The organism is Yersinia alsatica, from assembly GCF_025133195.1.
In the GTDB taxonomy this organism is placed as follows: domain Bacteria; phylum Pseudomonadota; class Gammaproteobacteria; order Enterobacterales; family Enterobacteriaceae; genus Yersinia; species Yersinia alsatica.
This window is the reverse complement of the sequence record NZ_CP104006.1, coordinates 1,329,854-1,353,784: the sequence shown is the minus strand read 5'-3', so window position 1 is coordinate 1,353,784 and position 23,931 is coordinate 1,329,854. Positions and strand designations below refer to the sequence as shown.

Sequence of the window (23,931 nt, the reverse complement as noted above, 5' to 3'; positions counted from 1 at the left end):
ATTGAATATAAAATGGCCTTTTATAAATTGAAAGGCCATAGTTATAAAGAATATTTTTATTTACTGATAAGCGGTTCCACTAGTTAACTTAAATAAGTAGGTAATGGCTATGAATTTAGGATTTTTTTTTGGTGCTGGAGCGGAAATTGGGTATGGTTTACCAAGTGGAGGCAAATTTGCCATTGATCTTTTTAGACAAGATCCAAGTCAGTATAAAACTGAGCTCCGCCAACAACTGCGATTAGTGGATTCACGCTCACCTTATGCCAATGATTGGCTACCTCAGGGGTATGCTGATAAAAGTATTTATGCTTTTGGACGTAACGAGTTCTCCAGTATTATTGAATCATCTATCGAATATAAACGAGAAGAAATAATTCGGCGTCTAAACCGTTTTGATCAAGAATGTGATGATGCCTTATTAACCCTAGGAATTGATAAAGCCACATTAGAAAATTTATTTTCAGAGTTGACAGGTCATGTCATTGGTGAGCGTCTGTATACACATGATATTCGCCTTAACGAGTTACTAGCCAGAGATGTTAGATTATTCGAGTCCGAATATTACTCTGCTATGTTGGATGTGGTTCGAGAATCAGATAACAATGATGATTTAAAAAGATATGTCATTTCATTTTTGCAATTATTGGTCGGTGCACACGGTCAATCTCTTGTACAACGCCTAAACCAGGAATTGTTTGAGGCTGCACCGGATGATTTACCCATCTTCGATGATATTACGGGCATGTTCCGTCTGGAATTTAACCGCATTGGTTCAACAGCTTTAGAGCTATTGCTGGAAGAAAATAGAAATTTCAATATCGGTGAAGATGCAACAGCCCTTACACTTTTCTGTGCCATAGCCCAAAAAGTATTAGAGAATCTGTTCACTACAGTACTCGACTACCAGAAATTGATAGATGACCACTTTCGATATCTCTTCTCACCATCCACGGAATGGGCTAAGTTCACTCGGATGGTTATTTTCCTCAAGATCGCACGCGATTATATTAGTGCCCAGGCACCATCTATCGAAAATCTTCCCGATCATGGTTATTATCATGATTTAGCTACATTTGATGGTAATCTAACAATTTCAGCCATTGGTACGGCTAATTATAACAGCCTTCTGGCAGAGGTTTTCCGTGGTATGAATATAGAGTTACCACAAATTATTCACCTGAACGGCAGTGTACATGACTATTATAATCCTTATAAAAATGCGGTTATCACTTGTGAAAATCCAGATGATGTAGATCAAAGTCAGATCCATGTTCCATTCATGCTGACGCAAAGCGGTCTAAAGCCTTTAACATCGGTAACTATGTCAAGACGATACGTTAGTCTTTTTGATGCTTATGCTGAATCTGATGCTATTGTTGTTGTAGGTTTTGGATTTAATAAAGATGATAGCCATATTAATGGACTTTTCCGTGAACTGGTTGAGAATAAAGGACGGAAATTAATACTTATTTCGAGGCGTGTGGATGGAAGTGTTGAAGAACAGAAACGGCGGTTGCGTAACAAATTACGTATTTCCCATGAGTTCAACCATTTGCTAATAGTAATTCCAGTAGATGATCTCACAAGGTGTCAAGATGACCGACTATGGTTAGAGCAAGTTGTTGATACTTTAAACGAGGAATAAGGCAACTGATGATAGTGCTATAATCATTATTGTTCCTATTGATACTAGCTAGCCCTTATCAGAGAGATAAGGGCGCTAATTAATGCCAGTTAATTATTACTGCTCCCAAATGTTCTATAACCGTCATCAAAGTTCTTGCTTTTCACTTTGGTGAGATAATCAATTCGATTCAGTAAATCGTCGGGATAAATATCATTAAGAATATGATCACGATTCAGGGTATATTTACCATTAGAAGGATACTGCACCAAGTGCTGTCCCTCTTCAGTAGTCAGACTTAATGCGCTACACCATGCCGAAGTGATCATAGTTCTTAACGTATCTTCATTCAGATTAAAATGTCCTAGGTGATAGTAAGCATCCTTATTAAAAAATAGAAATATGTGAAAGTGGCGTTTACCATTCTTGGTAAATTCACGTACCCACGCATACCGGAGCGTATTAGGATGTACCCGTTTACCCTCCTTGCGCTTACGCTGTTCATCTGCTGCCAGTTTGGCTTTCAGTGAATTAGTAAATCTTGATATAGAACCTGAATCAGTATTAGCGTTACAGGAAATAGTATCACCATTGTCCAGAATAATCGGATCATGGAGATCCACACGTATTGCCAGTGTACGACTATGTTCCTTAACAGATTTTTTAATAACATCGATAATCCTTTCTTTGTATTTTTTAACATGACTGCCATACTCGCTATCGTAGATATTCATAATTCCCCTTCGATGGATAACAGTCATCGTATTACTGGCTATGGCTTATTAGCGTGATATATACAGGCATTGTTAATTACAGTATATAATAACTATCCAACACTGAATTTCAGACAAATAATAGCTACAGCCTATGATGACTGATTAAAAGTTACTCTTTAATTAGTTGGAATGAAAATCGGTTAATAAAACAATTATTACATCCTATCTTTGGCCTGTTCGTTATATAAGGATATCGACAGGTTGTATGAAAATGGTTTTCCCTCTCTTCTCCGCCCGTATTTTGTTTTGCGAATAAAGTGTACTCAGCAGTTCATTCAATTTGCTCCGGTTCCTGAACCGGTTTGGACCATATTGCAAGATGGTCGTCTTCCTGATATACGGCACCACACACCGGTAGCAATAATCTTTTACCCACGAATAAAGTTCATCTGCTTCTGAACTGACCAACAGCAACGTCTGGGGTTTAGAGAAAATTCTCACATACTCATCCACATACCAGGCACTTATCTCTACTGCTGCTTCTACGGCAGTAAGGGATATATCCCCTTCATCACCATTAACCTTATGCAGCAGCGCAGCAATCCTTGCCATATTTTCCGCCATTTTAGAGGCATAATCCTTAAAGCCGGACAGGAAGCCAATCAACCCCATTTCTGACTCGACTTTATTATAAAATTCGAGCCAGCGTTTTTCAGCTTCGGGAGAGAAACGCAGGCACTGACGCTCATTTTCATCATTTCTGGCAATACTTTCGTTAACGATCTCCATCAGTCGTTGATGAAATACCGGCAGATGCTCGCTTGAGACAACCGGGCTGGTAATTTGCCTGTAGCCCTGTGTTGAACCAGGCTGACACATCAAACACCGGGCGAAAAACCCGATCCCTTTAGCTGTATCGCCTTTTCGTTCCAGATAACCTTTTTTAAACACATCAGGCTGAACCATCAGTGCCAGCGTCATTCTGGCATCTTTGATTAATTTGTCTGGCTCGCTTTTTCTTTCCACAGGAAACATTGCGCCATCCCACATTTTATTGATGAAAGGCAGTTCATTCAGCGCATAGCCGTTAAAAATGGTGCCTGCTTCATCAGACATAAGCCCGATGGACCGCCAGCGCCCACTGAGATAGTCTTTTATCGCCGCTGGTGTGGCATCGTTGAATATCTGCCTAAACCTGACCGGTGCTTTCGGGTACGCTGCCAGCAGCGCTTTCAGCCGTTCATTCGTTGTGGAGTGATCTTTGCTACGGCGAATATCTGATTTCAGTTTTGACATAAGGGCTTTTTTTTCAACGTTAAAAGTCGTTTCCTCACTCCGCCAGATAATCAGGTCCTCGGTATATTTTTCAAACCATTCTTCTTCTAGTTGATACAATGGCTTCATTAGCAGTTTGTCCACCGTACTTTTGCGTTCACCCGATTCCGCCAGTGTCAGTAAAAAAAGCGATACCGGGCTGCGCAGATTATTCAGTCTGCACACATCAATCCGGTTCTGGCAGGCAAGAGAAATAACCCCTAGTACTGATGCGGCAATCAAAGCCTGGGGAGCCTGCGTATGCTGTTCTACTTCGTAAACCGCATTTCTGATGATCTGTGGGAACACATGTACAGGAAAAGGACGACCACACAGCATAGATACCTCTCATTCAGTTAACGTTTAAAAAGACTTCACTCATATTGCTATTCCGCTATTAATGGCAGAAATAGCAGGATGAACTCGGTCATCCAAAAAAATAAATGCAAAAAACACCTGATGTTAACGCTCACTGATCCAATAGAGCAGATCACTTAATAGCCACCCGCAAGATTTCAGACCAATAGACTTACGCAGTGGAAACTGACCGACTTGCTCTAGTTTCCAGGCCGTTGAACGGGATACAGATGTAATGTACTGACGCTCTTTTTCACGTACGAGGCGATCATGAGGTTCGCCATTGTTGCGTAATACCTGTAAGCGTTCTTCTGATGTTGGATTGTTGAATTTTGCTTTCATACTGCCTCCTTTGTTTCGATGGATGCAGCATGGCTTAAGCAGACACTAATATAAAAGAAGTTTACGGCTTATTAAGTTGCATATTGCTTATTGTGGTGCTTAAAGTGGCTTGATGTGGCTTTTACGGTGGCTTAATGTGGGGGTTTTAAAATACATGTAACGCTTGCTAAATAGCATACTCGATGTACTTACCGCTTTTCCTTTGCATCATTACATTTTCAGCAAAACCTGAAAAATAAATATTGAAAAGGTTAAAAGAGAGGTTCATTAAGAGATATGTAATAATCATGTAAATCACAATAATTAAAAAACATCATAAATACATTTTTCTCAATATTAACCTTTCCATTCATAGCTATACTCTATATTAACTTTGTATAATTAAGGATTAGTCAACAAAAAATCTCTACTAGAAATTTCCACCATAGATTGCTGAGAATGACAAATATTAGAATTCATGAATAATGCTAGAGAATTTTTATATTTGCCATAAAAAACGATAAATTACTTGAAGCATCATTGAATTGATTTCAACCAGCGGCGAATAGTTTCCGGGCTGAATTCTCGCCCAGGTAATATATCCTTGGCATCCGAATTCAACATGTTCGCGATTGGTGCGGCCTCAAGTTTACCATTTTTACTTTTATAATTTTTACTTAACATTATAAATATAGCATCTCGTTCTGCCTTAGATACCCTTTCTTTAGCCCCTTTAACAATTTCTTTAGCATTCACATTTTGATCAGCGTTCCTTTCCGCTCCGGCAACTATTGATTTTATATTTTGAGGTGAAACCTCATCTGCATCTTTGGTAAGTAAAGACCCATCTAAAACAGCTTCAATGTCAGGTCCAACAAAAAAATCTTCTTTGAAAATTACAAAAGAATGATTAAAAAATAAAATATGATCACTTGCATTGCCGTTAATAATGACTGCCCCGGGATTATTAATAATGGCATTACGTGAGGTTCCATTTGCAACATGATATCCTTCATTTGCAAAACGAGTTATTTTAGTTGGCTTTACTTCCCAAAAGCCATATGCCAGACCTTGATAAGAAATATAAGATGAAACAATTTCATTTGGATTTTTATTTTTTTCAATTTCACATTCTTGTGGATTTAGAGGAATAAAAACCCTATAAGCCGTTGAACCAAAAATGCTTTGATACTCATCAGAACCTGACGTAATACTTTCTATTTCCGAATCACCATCCCCCTCGAGTGGTCTTTGCAAGCAACATGGAACAGCATCTAATTTTACATATAGCTTTCTTGAAAAGCTCAACCAATCACTTATAATTTCCGTAATAGATATATTTTCCCGTTCACATAAGTCAGTAATTGAAAGGAAACTGTCAGTCTCAACTGCATTATTATTTTTGTTTTCTAGAGTAAACAAACATCCCTCCACTAATTATATAAGTAAATTTTATAACAAAGACAGTGCTTTTAACTGTTACGTTTATCATACATGATTTCTATTAAGAGAAACATAAAAACACATAGTGTTCTAAACCCAAAAACTTCATTTTATTAATGTGCGTCAAATCACAAACTGTAAAAATCAATCTAAAAAAAATAGATTTGTATCAATGGTGGCAACTCAAGAATAACGCAACAGTCAAAAAATACAGATGACAAGAAAACTTATTGTATTCTGCAGCGAATAGATAACAATCAGCCTGATTTTTGGGTAAGACAAGGATACGTCACCCTTCTAACTTTCGATGCTCGCCTTGCGAACCCCCTCCTTCCGAACTAGAATCAGTGCTGCAAAAGAGGCTCTCACCATGACAAAAAAAGCAGCACATACTCAGATCACCAGGACTCAAATCTACCGTGCCGTTGCCAGCTCCACCGCGATAGAAACCGGTGCTTCAGTGCAAAAAATTGAGCAGCAACTCAAAAAAAATCAGGCACAGGCAAAAGCCGTTGGCCTCGCCCGTTAATCTGGCAAGATGTCGCTCACCAGTTGCATCATAGGGCTGTAGTTCCCGGATACGCCAGCCTGTATTGCCTTGAAGTAAAACGCCTTGTGCTCATCCCACAGGCTGTAATCAAGTAAGCCCTTCCCTGCCAGAACCGACAGCACATCGCAAAGTAGCCGCGACAGACGCCCGTTACCTTCTCTGAATGGGTGGATCAAAATAAACTCCACATGGCATTCAGCCAGATAACTTACCAGCTCCAGACGAGCCAAGGATTTCAGCGCACCAGACTGAGCGAGAAACTGTTTCTCGAAACCATCGAGAAGAAGTGGAATCCTGTCGGCAGCAGCAAACTGAAAGCCAGCCTTAGTTAAGTTGGCATTACGCAACCTCCCCGCCCAGTCATACACATTCCCCAGCCATTGGCGATGCCACCTGCTGATGTGCTCAAAAGCCAGCGCCGTTGGCGGCTGGCCTTCGATAAATAGCTGTTCATAAAGCATCAGCAACAGGCCAGATTCCAGAGACTCCATTTCCTCTTCATCAGTGATCCCTAACTTATTAGCCAGCACCAGGTCTCCAGAACCCGGTTGATACCGCTCTTCCGCTGAATTAAGCTCATATTTTGCCAAGCCCTTACCTCCGTCCAAACAAGTTCACAACGTTGTTTTCCTGCTGTCGCTGATAGTTATTAACCCGATCCTCCCAAATCTCAAGCGCCCTGCGCTTTTCAGGCAAGTAATCATAACGGTCATAGTGTTTCGAGCTGACGTCGTTCAAAGCGTGATTCTGGATACGGTCACGGATCTCTTTGCTAATCCCTGCCTCTCCCATTAGCGTTTTACAGGTGCGACGTAAATCTCGCGCTGTGAAAACTTTAAACTCAGGATTAAAGGCCCGGAAATACATGATGGAACGCGCCAGGCTATCAGTACGCACCGGACGCTCACCGTTGGTTGATAGCGGGAAAATATAGGGGCTGTTACTTTCCTTAGTCAGCTCTTTCACTGAAGCTAATTCCTGTAGCGCCGATTCAGTCAGCGGGATCAGGTGCTCACGCTTGTTTTTCGATACATCGGCAATGACCAGGAGCGTCTTTTGCTGCCAGTCAATCGCGCTCCACTGGCTGGCAATCATTTCAAATGGACGCTGCCCGCCAACATAAACGCAGAAGCGGATTAAATGCTGCATCAGCGGCCCAACATTGGTGGCCTCTGCGAACTGCTCCATGACAACACGCAACTCTTCCAGCGTTAGCCATGTATCACCCACTTTTTCCGCCGAAGACTGCTTCGGTATGGCCGATACCGGGTTAACTTCAAGGCCGAACGTAATACCCACGCTGGTATTCATCGGATCGTTATCAGCTTTCAGACCGTAGTTGAATGCCGCCATCAGATAAGAACGAACTCGGTTCGCATGGACCACCGCATCACGCTGGATAATACCCGAGAGGATGGTTTTGATCTGCAGAGGCGTCACGTCCTTCGCTTTAGTATCACGAGGAATAACGGTGTAGCACTCTCGCTCCATGCGCTTCAATACATCAGCCCAAGTACGCTTGTTGTCGAGCTTCATCTTGTTAACGTAGCCATGTACCAGTTCTTCAAACGATCCTTGAGAACGATGGATCTGCATAATGTGCTGTTCGGCCAGGCGCTGTTGCTCAAGCTCTTGCTGGGGTTCCTTCCCTTCGACAAGCCAGGCACCATACTTTTTCGCCAGCTCATTGGCCGTCACTAGTTTCATCTCAGGCCAGATGCCCAACTGGATGAACTTCTCTTTCTTCCCTTTCTCAACGTAGTAACGAAAATAAAAAACTTTGCTGCCTGAAGGCTGAACCTTAACACCAAGCCTGCCGGTACCACGTTGAGCACTGTTGCTCCACACGTAGTACGCCGTGCTTTTTGTCTTCAATCCACGTATAGCAGTCTCGGTAAGATTAGCGGCCATGAGTTTACCTTTCTAAGAATAAGCGTTACCTGACCCGATGCCCATTTCGGGTCAGGTAACGGGTCAGGTAAGGATAGTACAATGGGGAAATAAGAGAACCAATCAGAAACAAAAACAACCTCATAACTGATTGATTATAGACAATTAAAAACACAAACAGAGACAATGGCGAACAATTAAAAACATGCCAATTTTATGACTCATAATCGCTTGGTCACTGGTTCAAGTCCAGTAGGGGCCACCAAATTTAGTAAGGAGTTAGATGAGAAATCGTCTGACTTCTTTTTATTTGGCTTGAATGGCCCGCGATGCTCTCTTTAGGATAAAAATCACAAAAAAAGAGGTGCAGCTTTCACTGGCACCCCAAACGTCAAAGAAGAATAACAGGTTTAAGGATAGAGCTTATATTTCTCGCGGAGCTTTAAATAATTATTAATGCCAGGCTGCCAGTTGGATTCCAGATAGTTGACCGTTTCATCAATGGTCAACTTCCTCTCTGTTGCTGCTTCCATTAATTTAACCAGATTGCGCGTGCCCGTTAATTTAGCGAGCCATAGCGGGCGGATTAAAAAGTACTCATCCTGATAATCCAGATAATTTGCCTCCATCTGTGGCGGGATAACCATTGAATAACCCGCATCTTTAAATTTGAACCACCACTCGACAAAATAACGTATTGTCGGTGGTATATTGGCCATATCAGTTGCCGCAAATCTCTCGCCACAGACCTCTTTACCTGCATGTGGCCACCCTGTTTTCTGTTGATTAATATCAACGTCATAGCAGGTATTGATATAAAATTTCTTGGATGGAAAACCTAATTGTTCAAAGGGATGATCAGACCCTCTGCCCATATTGACACTGGTGGCTTCAAATATTCCTAAAGAAGGATAAAGATGAATAGCCAAATCACTGCGTAAATTTGGCGAAGGTCTTACCGGCAATGAATAAGGTGATTCATGTGTATAATTCCCCATAGCAATAACCGTTAAATCTTTTGGGGGAAACTGATAAGCTTTGATACCAAAAGCTTTCCAGCTAGCATCATCGAAATGTGTTAACCAACCCTCATTGACTATCATTCGAGCAAATTCTCCCGACGTCAGCCCGTGCACCATAGGTACAGGATGCATCCCTATACCTGAGATATTTTCTTCTTCGAGAATAGGCCCGTAAACATAATTACCGAGTGGGTTAGGTCTGTCGAACACCATAAATTGTTTATGGTACTTTTGTAGACTTTCCAACATATGATGCATGGAGATGGTATAGGTAAAATAGCGAACACCAACATCCTGTAAATCATAAATAACGACGTCGATATCAGATAACTGCGCCTCGGTCGGATGAGCCCGCACCCGACCATCTTTATCTCGTCCGTACAAAGAAATAATAGGGAGGCCGCTCTGCTTATCAATATGGTTATCATCACCTAACCCAGCATCTGCATTTCCACGTATACCATGCTCAACAGAAAATAACGTTGTTACGGTAAAGTAGAATTTATCCTGCTCAGATAACAGCTTGTCGATGGTATGACGCCCTTCTCTGTTAATAGAGCTCTGATTTACCATTAAGCCAACTCGCTTATTTTTAAGCCGTGGCCCATAAACATTTTCCTGATCGACACCTAAAATAATTTTTTGCGACACGTCAGCATAGCTGGCATTTATCATAAATAATAAACACAGGCATAATAATTTTTGCAGGAAATATCTCATTCCTTATCTCTCGCTATTAATGAATGAATATTATGATGTTACTTACTTAATATCAGAAATTATGCCTTAACTCCACCGCCCAGAACCAAAAATTATTGCTGGTCTTATTGTTATTAGTCCAGGTTTGTTCTGGCCGGTAATAGGTATCTGCAAATATTGAAGTTTGTTTCGTTAGTGGATAAAGCACCTGTAAGCCATAACGACTCCGATTCTTTTCTTTATATAGCGTTTCATGGTTGTTCGAATCACGGAAACTCTGTGTGCCTTTCGTCAATGCCAGACGGGTATAGGGCATCAATAGTAAGTCATTATCGAACTTATAACGGTAAATGCCCCATAAGAAGTGCTCTTTGTTATACAGCGTATTGACCAATTGCTCATCAATGTATAAATAGTTTAGCCAGAGTGAATTCTTCTGGTTAAAGGTGATATTTGCCCCGGCAAAGTGTTCATTAATTTGGCTCCAATCCCGCTTATATACGCCATAGTTCCCTTTTGCACGAGCATAATCTAGCTTACGGTCTATCAAACGAAATGAGAGGCTAGCATTAAAACTCAGGGTTTCTGAGTATTTATAGTATGCCTGTGGACGGATCCAAATTTCATGCCGCTCTTCCCCCTTGCGGACATCTCCCTTATATTCTGGGTCAGCCAGAGCTGGACTATTGATTGAAGGGAAATGCCAGTTATCATTACGATATCCGAGACGTAATTTTGTATTACCGCTCTTACCGTCATAGGTGAAAGGAAAGGTTCTGGTTACCCCTGCCTGCCAACGTGTACGATCATACTCAGGGTTATTATCCAAATATGTTTTTAAGAACTGAACATCATATAGCCATAATGAATCATTCTGGTAAACATAGGCACCGACATAAGGTGATGTTGCCATACTTCCTTTAATAAACTTCCAACTTTCATCACTGTCTATTTCTTGCTCAGCACCTATATAGGTATCAAAATTCCAGGCTTTTTGTTTTAGTTTATCTTGTGCTTCTTTTTTCTCTTGTTCTATTTGCTGGATTCTTTTATTTAATTTAATGATTTCCTGGTCATAATCAGTTTCAAACTCATCCGCAAACACAGGCATACACATCGTTATGGCGCTGAAGACCATAAGTCCTTTTACTATATTCATTTTTACCTTCCGCGATGTTTATAACAGTGTTAATCCATAACCACGTGGATAGAGTATTTGGCTATTATCCGGCGTTCTAATATCTACCGGTAATTTCCCATGCGGCTTGGCCAGTACATCTAATTTCCCTTTCGGCCCCTGAAATAGCGTTCGTAGCCCACTGCGGATGTTGGTTTCCAAGCTATTACGCACATTATTAGTGACATCAAATCCAGTGATGCCATAAATCGCAATATTGGCTTTAACATTAGACAAATAGGCAATGTCGTAAGGGTTTCTGCTGGAGATAACAACCAGAGGAATGTTTTCTTTATTTGCTACATCGATAATCCGCTGTGCATTGACAGGGTTGAGCTTAAGATTATAAGTAGCGAGAATAATAAGATTCCGGCCTTTAATCTGCTTGGCTATCTCTTCAGGTCTAATATCATCTTTATCCAGCTTGATGACTTCATTTTTAACGTCAAAAGTGATATGAAACTGATCGGCAATATCATAGAGATGCTTGGTGATTAGTTCGTTACGTGGTTTTTCATCAGAAAATACCATGATATTGTTTTGCGGCTTGAGGTGATAAGGCAAAACATTGTCATTTTTAATTAGCGTAATCGCCTGTTCAGAAATGAAATTTTCAATATCTTTATGATTTTTCGATGCCACAACTCTTTCAGCGGTAGCAACGTCGTGCGGGTCCGCAGAAATGCGCTTACTAAGTTTGGTATAAATAACTCGCTGTGCAGCATCTTCAATGCGTTGTTTAAGCACAGGATCTTTTACCGCCTCTGCTTTTAAATAGTGGTAAAGCCCATTGAGTTGCTCAACACTGGCGCTATTCTTTATTTCCATGGGCATTAATACAATGTCATTTCCTGCCATAATGGCCTGTTTGATTGACCAGTTACGATCAAAATTACCGGTGATAGCGCCCATATCCATCGCGTCAGTCAGAATTAAACCATTATATTTAAGTTGGTTACGCAAAATACTGGTCAAGATCGGCTTCGATAATGTAGCCGGAGTGCCGATTTTCTCGCCCTTAATATTCGTCAGCATCGCGTTATCAAGTGCGGGTACCACAATATGAGCCGTCATAATTGCATCAGTAACAGGCATGACTTCAACAAATGGTTTCAGTTCTACCTGCTGCCATGATGCTTCATCAATATTGACAGTAGGTAGCGCAAAATGGGTATCTGAGCTGACATTACCATGGCCGGGAAAATGTTTTAGTGAAGTCAGCACATTGGATTTATGGATACCATTGATATAACTGCGCGCCAATTCCCCCACCAGCACCGGATCGTCGGAGTAAGAACGCACACCAATAACAGGATTATTTTGGTTATTATTAACATCGACCACAGGACCAAAATTAAAATTAAAACCAAGACTGGATAATTCGTAGCCATGAATACTTCCAGCTTGCTCAGCTAATTTTGATGATCCTGTCGCGCCTAACGCCATATTTCCAGGCATTTCAGTACCAACTCGTAAGCGGGTAACATATCCCCCTTCCTGATCAGTGCTAATAAATAGTGGGAAATTACTCCGTGCGCGCTGTAGATTATTAATTAATTCAACTGTCTGCGGAGTGTCAATTAAGTTTTCTCTAAAAAGAATAATCGATCCTAAATGATAGTCTCGAATCATTTTACTGACGGTGTCATTGATTGCGATAAAGGGCTTTTTATCATCGTTGTTATCATTGCTCCACGAACGAATATCAACCATCAATATTTGCCCAAGCTTTTCTTCAAAGCTCATGTTAGAGATTATTTTTTCAGCAGATACTTGAGGTGATAACCACATTTCTTTAAGTTGTGGGTCTGGAATAACATCTGCGTAAGCGCAGCTACTAAACAAGAGAATCGCGGGTATTATTACTTTCATTAATTCCTCCGTTATTTATGTTTGCCGGGGGGATTTTACTTTTTAGTTTACGTAATAAAGTGATAATTATCACAGTTGATTGATTCGTTATTTTCCGCTAAAAGGAATATTATTATTCCTTTTTTTTACGTTCATTTCCCGAAGCCTGATGCATAAGGCGATGAGGAAAGGAATAACGTCTCAGTATCAGGAATATTTATTATTAAATTTTTCCAAATGTAATCATTTAATATCTCCCGCCGCCCGATATTGTAGGCAATGTCTTACAAAATGGACACGATGTAAATGGAATATGGCAATGAGATAATCAAAATATCTTACTTCATTGCCTGAAATCAGATTAACCACTCGCTGTCTGCATCAGTCATCCAAATTATTGATAGTCATGCTTGCATTTAAAATCAATGGCTTAGCCATTTCTTGTCGCAATTGCATCAATGCCAAAAAAATCAGATCTGTCAGGGTATTTTGAGCCGTACGTGAAGAGATCGAAGAACTGCGCCACTCATTCTCATCAGAAATACTTTCAAGGACATAATCTGCAATTTTAGCCAGCGGCGAGACTTTACTGCCCGTGATAGCAATGACGGTTGCCCCTTGCGCTTTAGCCATTGTTGCAGCAATTCTCATATCCTTCCTTCTGCCAGTGAATGAAAGAACAATCTGTACATCTTTGGGTGTCAGAGTGAGTGCAGCTGCTATCTGGACATGGAGGTCTGCTTCAACCAGCGTCACTATACCTATTTTTTGTAGTTTGTAACTCAGGTCTTTGGCTGTAAGTCCTGACCCCCATATCCCGACTATTTGCACACGCTGAGCAGTATTAATAAGAGACACAATATGTTGGAAAACTGAGAAATTTATCTTGCGGGTTGTCTCCATGATTGATGCCGTCTTCTCATGCGCAAGTTTCTGTGCCATGACCATCAGTGAATCTTCTGATGAAATAGAATTATGCAGGGCTTTATGCGGATAAGATTTAAATAAGTTATTCCGGCCTAATTCCTCACTGATAGCAAGTTTCAATGCAGGAAAACCTTTCATTCCTATCTTTTGACTAAATTTTACGATTGCTGATTGGCTGACGCCCGCATTTTCTGCAAACTGAGAAGAAGATATACTGAGTATAGATTCCGGATTATCAAGAATATATTTCGCTATTTTTTGTTGGTTTTCTGCTAGTTCAGGCAGTAACCAGGTTATTTCATTCAGAATCGACATTAAAAGTTTTCCCGTAAAAGATAATAGATTATTCCAGCACCCGCATCTTTATGAATCAGGCGTAACTGCATAAATATAATGAGAATAATTTTTTTATTTATTGATTTTTATCGCTGCTTATTCCTCTAACCAGCCATGCTTAGAATAGATTTTACCGTGACAAACATCACGTTTAATAAATAAATAATTCCTTAACATCGCCGATAATTTAAATAAAAGGAAGTCCTAATGAAGATCAATCTAAGCTCAATGGTTACAGAAAGCCGAAACCCCGCTAGTTCTCAAATTGACACCCTTGCAACTCTGGATATGCTCACGGTGATCAATAACGAGGATAAAAAGGTCCCTTTTGCGGTGGGAGAGAAGCTTCCTGAAATAGCCAAGACGGTTGATCTTATTGCAGAGGCTTTCGCAAATGGCGGCAGATTAATTTACTGCGGCGCGGGTACCTCTGGGCGGCTGGGGATTTTGGATGCCAGTGAGTGCCCACCAACTTATGGCACGCCACGAGAAATGGTCGTCGGCCTAATTGCTGGCGGAAATACCGCCATCCTCCAAGCAGTTGAAAATGCCGAAGATAGCCGTGAAATGGGTGAGCAAGACTTACGTAACCTTAATTTTAATGCCCGTGATGTGCTCGTCGGTATTGCAGCAAGTGGCCGCACACCTTATGTGCTCGGGGCAATGGCTTATGCTCGTGGGGTGGGCGCTACCGTTGCCGCTATTTCCTGCAATCAGAATAGCGAAATGAGCAAAGCGGCAGATATTGCCATCGAGCCGCTGGTTGGCCCGGAAGTCGTCACTGGCTCATCACGAATGAAGGCCGGTACCGCGCAGAAATTAATTCTGAACATGCTGACAACCGGTGCCATGATCCGCAGCGGCAAGGTTTATAGCAATTTGATGGTGGATGTCGAAGCGACAAATGCCAAGCTAGTACAGCGCCAGGTCGATATTGTTGTCCAGGCGACAGAGTGTTCCCCCGATGAGGCGCAAGACGCGCTCAATGAATGCAACCGCCACTGCAAAACAGCCATTATGATGATACTAAGTGGTATGTCTGCCGAGGACGCGGGTGCGATCCTAAGCAAGAATAAAGGGTTTATCCGTAAAGCACGGCAGGAGATTAAAGTATAACTATGGCGAAAATAACGGGCTCTACGATTGAACAGATTTTACTCTTCATTGGTGGGAGTAAAAATATCATCGTCTGTGGAAACTGCATGACGCGGCTGCGTCTCACCTTAAGAGATCGCCAGCTAATACAACACGAAGATCTGAAGAAAATTCCCGGGGTTATGGGAGTGGTCAATGGCGACGACCAATTGCAAATCATCCTAGGGCCGGGTAAAGCTCAAACCGCCAGCGAAATGATGAATAAGGTTCTAAGTGCTGAACCACAGCAGGGCCATGACAATGCTGATGAAGTTGATCTGCAAGTGCTGGCAAGCCAAACAAAACAACAGATGAAAGCGAAACAGAAAAGTGCAGTTCATAATTTTCTGACTAAATTTGCGACCATCTTTACCCCACTAATTCCGGGCTTCATTGCCGCTGGGCTACTGCTAGGGATAGCAACCCTGCTTCAGCAAACATTGGTATTAGAAGGCGTCACTCCGTCCTCGTGGTTAGTGGGGCTGATTGCTTACATGAAAGTATTCAGCATCGGCTTATTTACTTTCCTGAGTATCCTAATTGGTTTTAATACACAGAAAGCCTTTGGCGGGACCGGAGTCAACGGCGCAATTATCGCGTCGTTATTTATTTTACGCTATGTGCCGGAGGGCACTGTCGGCTATTACGCCGGGATGGAAAACTTCTTCGGCCTGGTCATTGATCCGCGCGGTAATATTATTGGCGTGCTGCTGGCCTGTATGGCAGGGGCATGGATTGAGCGACAAGTACGTCGTTTTATCCCTGATAATCTGGATATGATCCTAACATCAACTATCACGTTGCTGATTACTGGTGCGATTACCTTTGTGGTTATTATGCCTTTGGGTGGCGAGCTATTTAAGGGCATGTCTTGGCTATTTATGCACTTGAATGGTAACCCTTTCGGCACCGCAATTCTGGCGGGGCTATTCCTGATTTCCGTAGTTTTTGGTATCCATCAAGGGTTTGTTCCAGTCTATTTTGCCTTAATGGATGCGCAAGGATTTAACTCATTATTCCCCATTCTGGCGATGGCGGGTGCCGGTCAAGTGGGTGCCGCGCTGGCTCTTTATGCGCGTTCGCCCAAAGGCTCTGTCCTGCGTACGCAAATTAAAGGGGCCATCTTCCCCGGGCTATTGGGGATTGGCGAGCCACTTATCTATGGTGTGACGTTACCGCGCTTGAAGCCCTTTGTTACCGCCTGTGTGGGTGGTGCGGTCGGCGGCTTCTTTATTGGGCTCGTCGCTTGGCTGGGGCTTCCGGTTGGCTTGAATACGGTATTTGGGCCATCGGGCATAGTGTCGATTCCGCTAATGACATCAGCCCAGGGGATCTTTGCCGGAATGCTGGTTTATATCGCAGGCCTACTGATCTCGTATATTGCTGGCTTTATTCTGACCTGGTTTTTTGGCCACAAAAATATCGATTTAAGCTGATTTTTTATCGCAATATCCAGATAATCTGGCCCTGTATCACAGGGCCATTCTATTTATCTAGTAAGCTAAAATCCGTGGTTAGCGGCTTTTATACAGGTTATATCCCAACTGTTGGGCAACCGAAGCCACCATTTTCTGCCCGCGCACGCTATTGCCGACCGGATCAAGTGGTGGTGAGAATGCGGCAATTCCCATAACCCCAGGGACTACCGCTAAAATACCGCCACCGACACCACTTTTCCCCGGTAAACCCACGGTATATGCCCAATCGCCCGAGCTACCATACATCCCTTCCATTGTCATTTCCGCCAGAATAAATGGCATGTTTGAGGCCGTCAGTACCTGTTTTTTAGTCACCGGGTTCATGCCATTGGCTGCAAAGGTTGCCCCCATGGTTGCCAATTCAATGGTATTAAACAAGGTTGAACACTGGCGGGTATAAACGTCGCAAGCTTCCATTGGATCGCAATACATCGCCTGCGCAGAATAGAGTAACCAGGCAATGGCACGATTATGAAAATTGGTGGTTTGCTCTGAATGATTAACTTCATCTGAAAGTGAAATGGGTGCCCCGGCAAGTTTCTGTTGAATATCCAGAATGCGTGCCCAGCGGTTTTCACGATCACTGGCCTTAATCACACTGACCGTAGACATGGCGCCAGCATTAACCAACGGCGACAGGGGTTTGCCATTGTGCAACTCCAACGCAATGACCGAGTTAAAAGGCAAACCAGTAGGGTCGGCACCAATTTTGTCCTGCACCTCCTGCGGGCCAATGTCTTCTAAGGCCAAGGCGAGGGAACACACTTTCGAAATAGACTCTAAAGCAAAGCGAAAATCAGCCTCGCCTTGCGCGATAATATGGCCATCGACGGTAACAATTGCCACCGCAGCAAGTTGGCTGGGAACACTGGCCAGATAGGGAATATAACTGGCATTCTCACCCCCAGAAAGAGTGGAATATTGCGAATAAGCATTCTTAACCGCTTGATTTAAATGATCCAGGTTAATAGTCATAACACTGACTCCAACACTTAATGTCATTGAGCAGGGGGCCAATGCCGCCCTGCTTAGAGAGGAGGGAAATTAACTTTTTGGCGTGCTCGCCGCTGGGGATTTCGTGGCGACAGATGCCGTCACATCACTGGTATGGGCTGCCGATAAGTTTTGTAACCCCGGATGCCCGTTCTCGGCTTGCCAGGTAAATGGGGCAAAATCACTGTTTTCATCACGCCAGTGAGGTTTGCGCACCAAATAAATCAAGAATGGCAGCACGACAAAGAACAAGGTGGTGGCAATCAAAATGCCAACGTATTCCGTTGGGCTACCGACTGATATTTGGCTGGGTGGAATAAAACTAAAGACGAAAGCCAGAATAGAGCCAAGCAACCCAGCCCCACCAATTATCCACATACCGATAGTGCCACCGGGAATATGATATGGCCGCGGGCGATTCGGCTGGCTATAACGCAGATAAATTGCCGAGCCAAACATCAGCATATACATAATGAGATACAAGATTACGGTCATTTGACTCATTATTTGGTACGCAGCCTGCACTGAAGGTAATACCACAAACAGAATAGCCAGTAAGGTCACCAATAATGCCTGTAACAGCAGAATATGTGTCGCCATGCCATTTTGGTTTGTATGTTGCCACCAGCGCGGCAAATAACCCGCTTTAGCCACCACCAGCAAACCAGAGGATGGGCCAGCAACCCAAGTCACTACCCCGGCTAATACCCCAATAGCCAAAGCAAAGGCGACAATCGGCCCTAACCATTCCAGACCAGCCCACTTAAACATCGCGTCATAAGCGACCAACAAACTTTGTGTCAGGCTAATATCCGACTTAGGAATAATAAAGGCGATAGCCAGAGTCCCTAATACGAAAATAAGCACCGTCCCCACGGCTGACAGCATGATGGCAATGGGGTAATTTCTGTTGGGATTATCCACGTCCTTAACATGGATGGCATTCATCTCCATACCGGCATAGAACAAGAAAATACTCGCTGCCAGCACGACGTTATCGAAGTTGGTAAAGTCGGGAATAACCTGATCCCAAGCTAATTCAATTTGTGGTGCTCCACCGCCCAATAGGTAAGCAAAGCCCAAAACAATCAAAATGATCGCCGGAATAATGGTACCGATGATACCGCCCCATTTTGAAACTTTGGCAAATGTCGCCACCCCTTTAAAGGCAATAAAGGTGGCGAGCCAATAAATAAATAGCACTATTCCTAACACAAAGAATTTATTGGCAGACAGGGCCTCGTCCCAGCGTTGTTCGGGGCCAATAAAGGCCAGTGATACTGCGGCAAATGTCAGCGCGGTGGGGAACCAAACTGTGACTTCAATCCACAGCATAAACATGGCTAGAAAGGCCAATCGTGGGCCAAAGGCTTCACCAACCCAGCGAAATACCCCGCCTTTTTCAGGCCAACCCGTGGCTAATTCAGCCGCGACCAATGACACAGGAATTAAGAAAAATACAGCAGCAAAGAGGTAGTAGAAAATTGAACTCAAGCCATATTCAGCCTCAGCGGGTAATCCCCTGAGACTAACGACAGCCACGATATTCATAATCGCCAAAGTCGCGATGCCCAGTTTTTTTACCGGGACCGCTGACTTGGCGGTATTTGAGACAGTATTTGACATAATTTATCCACCTTATTCACGGCATGACGCCGCCTTGTTTTAAAGGCTCATAATCAGAATAAGAAAAACCCGTTTTAGGTATGGTTAAAACTATTCTGACTGGCCTCGCCGCCAAGGGATGGATGTTCACTGAGATATTTCAGTGAAGATTTAAAATCGTCTAATAGCAGTGCAGCGAAGTCCATTTCGAATCCGCGGCGGCACATGATGCGCATCACCACCACATCGGACATGCCGCCACTCAGGGTAAATGCCGGGACTTGCCAACCACGTAATCTTAAACGTTCAGAAAGGTCATAGAGGGTATAGCCCGGTTTTGCCCCGTCTTTGACACGGAAACATATTGCAGGAATTCCCTCATAGGGGCCGCCACTGCAATAGAATTCATACGGTCCTAGCGGAGCAATTTCTTTTGCCAAGAATTCGGCGACCTGATAACAGGCACTTTGTACTTTGGTATAGCCTTCGCGGCCTAGACGAATAAATTCGTAATATTGAGAAATAACCTGCCCCGCCGGACGCGAGAAGTTGATGGCAAAAGTACCGACCTGGCCACCAAGATAATCAACATTGAATATCAGTTCTTCAGGTAAGGCTGCGGCATCACGCCAAATAACCCAGCCACAACCCAATGGGGCCAAACCGAATTTGTGCCCCGACGTGCTGATTGATTTTACTCGCGGTAAACGGAAGTCCCACTCGATATCAGGCGCAACAAAGGGAGCTAAGAAGCCGCCACTCGCCGCATCGATATGCATATCAATATCAAGACCTTTCTCTTTGTGTAACTTGTCCAATGCATCATGCAGTGGTTTAGGAAACTCATAGTTGCCGGTATAAGTCACACCAAAAGTGGGCACCACGCCAATGGTGTTTTCGTCACAGGCCTCCACCATGCGTTGCGGGTCCATAAATAATTGCCCCGGAGCCATTGGGATTTCACGCATTTCTACATCCCAGTAGCGAGCAAATTTATGCCAGCAGACTTGTACCGGCCCACAGACAAAATTAGGTTTATTCGTGGGTTTTCCTGCGGCTGCCATTTTCTTGCGCCAGCGCCATTTCATCGCCATGCCACCCAGCATGCAAGCTTCGGAAGAACCAATGGTATTGGTTCCAACCCCTTGCTCATCCTTTGACTTAGGTGCATTCCAGAGATCCGCCATCATATTCACACAGCGCATATCTATCGCTGCCGACTGCGGATATTCCTCTTTATCAATCCAGTTTTTGTTTATCGACAGATCCATCAGTTTGTGGACATTATCGTCATCCCACGTCTGACAGAATGTAGCGAGGTTTTGCCGCGCATTGCCATCAAGAAATAGCTCGTCACTGATGATTTGAAAAGCGATATCTTCGCGCATCTCTTCTTTAGGAAATTTTTTATCTTCCGTCATATTACGAATTGCTTGGGAGCCAAAGCGAGAATCCAGTAACGTCGAGCGGTATTCATCTATAGATTTTCTAGTCATTTCCAACCCCTATCCTAATTGAGGAAAAATTCAATTAAAAGTCAGTGAAATCAAACAACTATAAAAGGTAAGATTATTATTGAATTTATTTAGCCATTTAAAAAAAATGCAGACACAGAACCATTATGATTTCACCTGATGTTAAAAAGTTAGCACTGAAAAAAAATTGTGCCACCATAAATATAAATATGTCCATTTTATGAATAGATGCTTTTCATATTATTTATCTACTAAGTCTATTTATTCAATACTATATAAATCCTATTTTTTATTCAGTCATTGGCAGATGATTTTCTTGTGCGGACTTTATTAATTGGAAAGATTATTAATATAAGTGACTGTGATTAAATACGTTATCCACCGATAACGTATTCAGAAAAGGGGGGGGATAATCTCACTCACGTTGCCTTAAAGCATCAATAGTGGCAGTTGGCATCGGTATCACTGATTTTAAGCTATTTTCAATCCGTTCAATGATGGTCATTCGTGGCCCAGAAAGCCACCCATCAGAGCTGTAAAAACGCGCCTCAGCATTGGCCATTGCTTCTTGGCTATCAAAAGCACGCATCAGGTAATAAGCATCTGGATCGTGGAGCGAATTTCCATAAGCCACAACGTCCATCCCCTCTCTGGCATGCAGTGGGATGCTAATTTCTCGCATGATTCGATGGAATTCAGCACCACTCCCCGGCTTCAAGGTATATTGCAGGATTTCCAGTACGCGATAGTCCATTTCATTTCTCCTATAATTCAGCTTCCATTGATATTTTAATAAGTATTCTTCGCCCTATTACCATGCTGTTTTTCCATCTAATGTACAAGAAACATTCCACTGCCTAATCATTTGAATATCATAAATTTTATTTATATATTAATGACGCGGCCTATACTCATGAGAGTTATCGATAACTGAGTTCAGACAATACAGGAGTCATAGTCATGCTGAATATAGATCGGAAATACCTTATCAGCCTTGATAAAGGGACCTTAAAAAAACAACGACTTATCATGCAAGTCATTGCTATTTTACTGCTGTTAGGCGGGATTTTTTGCCTGATTAATCCGCTGGCCTCCGGTGCGGCCCTCAGTATGATCATCGGTATTCTGCTGCTGCTCAGCGGTATTGCGGTGGTAATCGGGATGATAAGCAACCGCTCTCATAATCTCTGGCCGATGGTCACTGGTATTTTGCTGGGTGTGGCATATATTGTGATGGGGTATGTATTCATTACCAATCCTACTGTTGGAATGATAAGTCTGGCTATCGTGCTCGGCGTATTGTTTGCCTTTGGTGGGGTAATGCGGCTGATAACCGGCTTTAGAATGTGGGGATTGCCGGGCGCATGGCTACAAATTTTACTGGGCGTGCTTGATCTGATCATTACCTATCTGCTGGTCAGTGCCGGGCCATTAATGTCAATCACGATGGTGACAACCTTGGTCGGGATTGAAATGTTATTCAGCTCATTTGGCTGCTTTATGGTCGCGAGCTTATATAAACGTAATTCATAATCCCCTTCCGCAAGCGGTATCATGAATAGTGATACCGCTGTTCTGGAAATAATGTGAAAGGTATATAGTCAGGTTTTATACTTCGACGAGATACTTTATGTCCCGTAGCCAGCGTCTGCTTGATTTGATTCAAATTCTACGCCGCCATCGTTATCCGGTTACCGGTGCGGCGTTGGCGGATGAGTTGGCTATCAGTGTGCGGACACTTTATCGCGATATCGCAACCCTACAACAACAAGGTGCTGATATTACAGGCGAACCCGGCTTGGGATATGTGCTACGCCCTGGCTTTATGCTGCCGCCATTGATGTTTTCCGAAGAGGAAATTGAAGCTCTGGTTCTGGGTTCACGTTGGGTCAGTCATCGTGGTGATACACAGTTAAGTGCGGCGGCACATAATGCTTTGGCCAAAATTTCCGCGGTGTTACCTGCAGATTTACGCGATGAACTGGATGCCTCGACACTGCTGATCGGCCCAGTGGGTCATATGCCGGATAGTGAGCTGGCACTGCCAACATTGCGCCGCGCTATCCGCAGCGAACGAAAAGTCGATATCACTTATCGCGATCTGAAAGGTGCTGAATCTAGCCGCCGTATCTGGCCATTTGCCATTGGTTTTTTTGAACAGGTGCGCGTGGTGGTCGCCTGGTGTGAACTGCGCCAAACCATCCGTAATTTTCGTGCCGACCGCATCAGTGCCATCTCACTGACTGAGCTGCGCTATCCCCAACGCCGACAGTTGCTATTAAAGCAGTGGCGTGAAGCCGAGGGTATCGAGGATCAATCGCTGCGCCCAACCTCACCAAAACCATCGACATCTTAGAAACTTTTAATCACTGACTAATCACTACTGACAGAAACTGTCAGTATGCCCCGCTAGGATAGAACTCAGCTAAGCGATATTAGGCTAACACACTGAGTATCCATCTGATTATATGGGGTAAAACTATGACAGATCCAAATTTCATCATCTTATACGTTGATAGCCCAACCAACAGCGCGGCATTTTATGCTGACCTTCTCGCCAAAGAACCGGTGGAGTTACACCCCACTTTTGCCATGTTCGCACTGGATTCCGGCGTGATGCTGGGGCTCTGGTCCAAACATACCGTCGAACCGGCCGCGACAGCCACGGGGGGCGGTGCTGAAGTGGCTTTTACTTTGGCAAACAAAGCAGCGGTGCAATCTTTATATGATGACTGGCAACAGCGCGGGCTACCTATCCTACAAATGCCTTTACAGATGGATTTTGGCTTTACCTTTGTGGCGTTAGACCCTGATGGTCACCGCCTACGGGTATTTGGTGATTAATAGCCCATCATTCTGATAAACGAAGGGAATATGTCCTGCGTGGCTATTCTCTTCGTTCAATACTGCAAAATCTCTCTCCCTCTGCCAATGTCATATTCATGACGGCTATCACAATCAGCACATTGTGATTTCCCAAGCTGCACTGCACCGTCTAAATTTGAATAAAAAATCT

General features: G+C 43.2%; 21 protein-coding genes. 7 read left to right on the top strand and 14 right to left on the bottom strand.

Features of this window, described 5'->3' with window-relative positions; all coding sequences use genetic code 11:
- Positions 1 to 109 precede the first annotated feature (109 nt).
- Complete coding sequence (locus N0H69_RS05905) at positions 110 to 1,648, top strand: hypothetical protein (protein ID WP_151419908.1); 1,539 nt, start codon at positions 110 to 112, stop codon at positions 1,646 to 1,648.
- 89 nt (positions 1,649 to 1,737) lie between these two features.
- Here N0H69_RS05905 and N0H69_RS05900 read toward each other — a convergent pair whose 3' ends face one another.
- From N0H69_RS05900 to N0H69_RS05885, 4 genes are all read right to left on the bottom strand, one after another.
- The gene (locus N0H69_RS05900) at positions 1,738 to 2,361 is read right to left on the bottom strand and encodes an inovirus Gp2 family protein (RefSeq protein WP_145538382.1); all 624 of its coding nucleotides are present in this window, start codon (positions 2,359 to 2,361) and stop codon (positions 1,738 to 1,740) included.
- A 222-nt stretch (positions 2,362 to 2,583) separates the two neighbouring features.
- Positions 2,584 to 3,996, bottom strand: a complete 1,413-nt coding sequence (locus N0H69_RS05895; protein WP_151419907.1) for a YfjI family protein — start codon at positions 3,994 to 3,996, stop codon at positions 2,584 to 2,586.
- A 123-nt stretch (positions 3,997 to 4,119) separates the two neighbouring features.
- Positions 4,120 to 4,356 carry a helix-turn-helix transcriptional regulator gene (locus N0H69_RS05890; RefSeq protein WP_145538378.1) on the bottom strand — a complete coding sequence of 79 codons (237 nt, stop codon included), beginning with the start codon at positions 4,354 to 4,356 and terminating at the stop codon, positions 4,120 to 4,122.
- 516 nt (positions 4,357 to 4,872) lie between these two features.
- On the bottom strand, positions 4,873 to 5,757 hold the full coding sequence (locus N0H69_RS05885) for a hypothetical protein (RefSeq protein WP_151419906.1): 885 nt from the start codon (positions 5,755 to 5,757) through the stop codon (positions 4,873 to 4,875).
- A gap of 391 nt (positions 5,758 to 6,148) precedes the next feature.
- On the opposite strand from N0H69_RS05885, the gene N0H69_RS05880 reads away from it, so the two are divergent.
- The gene (locus N0H69_RS05880) at positions 6,149 to 6,307 is read left to right on the top strand and encodes a hypothetical protein (RefSeq protein ID WP_145538375.1); all 159 of its coding nucleotides are present in this window, start codon (positions 6,149 to 6,151) and stop codon (positions 6,305 to 6,307) included.
- Here N0H69_RS05880 and N0H69_RS05875 read toward each other — a convergent pair.
- The 6 genes from N0H69_RS05875 to N0H69_RS05850 all read right to left on the bottom strand — a co-directional run bounded on the left by N0H69_RS05875 (position 6,304) and on the right by N0H69_RS05850 (position 14,209).
- Positions 6,304 to 6,918 carry a Fic/DOC family protein gene (locus N0H69_RS05875; protein WP_259705572.1) on the bottom strand — a complete coding sequence of 205 codons (615 nt, stop codon included), beginning with the start codon at positions 6,916 to 6,918 and terminating at the stop codon, positions 6,304 to 6,306. The two genes, N0H69_RS05880 and N0H69_RS05875, sit on opposite strands and share 4 nt — an antisense overlap.
- 4 nt (positions 6,919 to 6,922) lie before the next feature.
- Positions 6,923 to 8,239: a tyrosine-type recombinase/integrase gene (locus tag N0H69_RS05870; protein WP_151419905.1), complete on the bottom strand. Its 1,317-nt coding sequence runs from the start codon at positions 8,237 to 8,239 to the stop codon at positions 6,923 to 6,925.
- 389 nt (positions 8,240 to 8,628) lie between these two features.
- Positions 8,629 to 9,960: an exo-beta-N-acetylmuramidase NamZ family protein gene (locus tag N0H69_RS05865; protein WP_050145770.1), complete on the bottom strand. Its 1,332-nt coding sequence runs from the start codon at positions 9,958 to 9,960 to the stop codon at positions 8,629 to 8,631.
- 52 nt (positions 9,961 to 10,012) lie between these two features.
- Complete coding sequence (locus N0H69_RS05860) at positions 10,013 to 11,098, bottom strand: hypothetical protein (RefSeq protein ID WP_050145771.1); 1,086 nt, start codon at positions 11,096 to 11,098, stop codon at positions 10,013 to 10,015.
- Between the two features lie 18 nt (positions 11,099 to 11,116).
- Positions 11,117 to 12,988: a glycoside hydrolase family 3 protein gene (locus N0H69_RS05855; protein ID WP_050150643.1), complete on the bottom strand. Its 1,872-nt coding sequence runs from the start codon at positions 12,986 to 12,988 to the stop codon at positions 11,117 to 11,119.
- A 360-nt stretch (positions 12,989 to 13,348) separates the two neighbouring features.
- Positions 13,349 to 14,209, bottom strand: coding sequence for an SIS domain-containing protein (locus N0H69_RS05850; RefSeq protein WP_050150640.1), 861 nt, complete (start codon positions 14,207 to 14,209; stop codon positions 13,349 to 13,351).
- A gap of 228 nt (positions 14,210 to 14,437) precedes the next feature.
- Here N0H69_RS05850 and murQ point away from each other — a divergent pair, with 228 nt between their 5' ends.
- Positions 14,438 to 15,346, top strand: a complete 909-nt coding sequence (murQ, locus tag N0H69_RS05845; protein ID WP_050134192.1) for an N-acetylmuramic acid 6-phosphate etherase — start codon at positions 14,438 to 14,440, stop codon at positions 15,344 to 15,346.
- Between the two features lie 2 nt (positions 15,347 to 15,348).
- Positions 15,349 to 16,800, top strand: a complete 1,452-nt coding sequence (gene murP / locus N0H69_RS05840; protein ID WP_050150637.1) for a PTS N-acetylmuramic acid transporter subunit IIBC — start codon at positions 15,349 to 15,351, stop codon at positions 16,798 to 16,800.
- A 78-nt stretch (positions 16,801 to 16,878) separates the two neighbouring features.
- Here the strand turns inward: murP and glsA are convergent, their stop codons facing one another.
- The 4 genes from glsA to N0H69_RS05820 all read right to left on the bottom strand — a co-directional run bounded on the left by glsA (position 16,879) and on the right by N0H69_RS05820 (position 21,669).
- Complete coding sequence (glsA, locus tag N0H69_RS05835; protein ID WP_050134188.1) at positions 16,879 to 17,817, bottom strand: glutaminase A; 939 nt, start codon at positions 17,815 to 17,817, stop codon at positions 16,879 to 16,881.
- 69 nt (positions 17,818 to 17,886) lie between these two features.
- Complete coding sequence (gene gadC / locus N0H69_RS05830; protein WP_050134186.1) at positions 17,887 to 19,461, bottom strand: glutamine/gamma-aminobutyrate antiporter GadC; 1,575 nt, start codon at positions 19,459 to 19,461, stop codon at positions 17,887 to 17,889.
- Positions 19,462 to 19,535: 74 nt separating this feature from the next.
- Positions 19,536 to 20,936: a glutamate decarboxylase gene (gene gad / locus N0H69_RS05825; RefSeq protein WP_050145775.1), complete on the bottom strand. Its 1,401-nt coding sequence runs from the start codon at positions 20,934 to 20,936 to the stop codon at positions 19,536 to 19,538.
- Between the two features lie 394 nt (positions 20,937 to 21,330).
- Positions 21,331 to 21,669: an NIPSNAP family protein gene (locus tag N0H69_RS05820; protein WP_050145776.1), complete on the bottom strand. Its 339-nt coding sequence runs from the start codon at positions 21,667 to 21,669 to the stop codon at positions 21,331 to 21,333.
- 206 nt (positions 21,670 to 21,875) lie between these two features.
- On the opposite strand from N0H69_RS05820, the gene N0H69_RS05815 reads away from it, so the two are divergent.
- The 3 genes from N0H69_RS05815 to N0H69_RS05805 all read left to right on the top strand — a co-directional run bounded on the left by N0H69_RS05815 (position 21,876) and on the right by N0H69_RS05805 (position 23,759).
- On the top strand, positions 21,876 to 22,448 hold the full coding sequence (locus tag N0H69_RS05815; protein ID WP_050150634.1) for an HdeD family acid-resistance protein: 573 nt from the start codon (positions 21,876 to 21,878) through the stop codon (positions 22,446 to 22,448).
- Between the two features lie 97 nt (positions 22,449 to 22,545).
- Positions 22,546 to 23,271: a helix-turn-helix transcriptional regulator gene (locus N0H69_RS05810; RefSeq protein ID WP_050150631.1), complete on the top strand. Its 726-nt coding sequence runs from the start codon at positions 22,546 to 22,548 to the stop codon at positions 23,269 to 23,271.
- A 125-nt stretch (positions 23,272 to 23,396) separates the two neighbouring features.
- Complete coding sequence (locus N0H69_RS05805) at positions 23,397 to 23,759, top strand: VOC family protein (RefSeq protein WP_050150628.1); 363 nt, start codon at positions 23,397 to 23,399, stop codon at positions 23,757 to 23,759.
- Positions 23,760 to 23,931 lie beyond the last annotated feature (172 nt).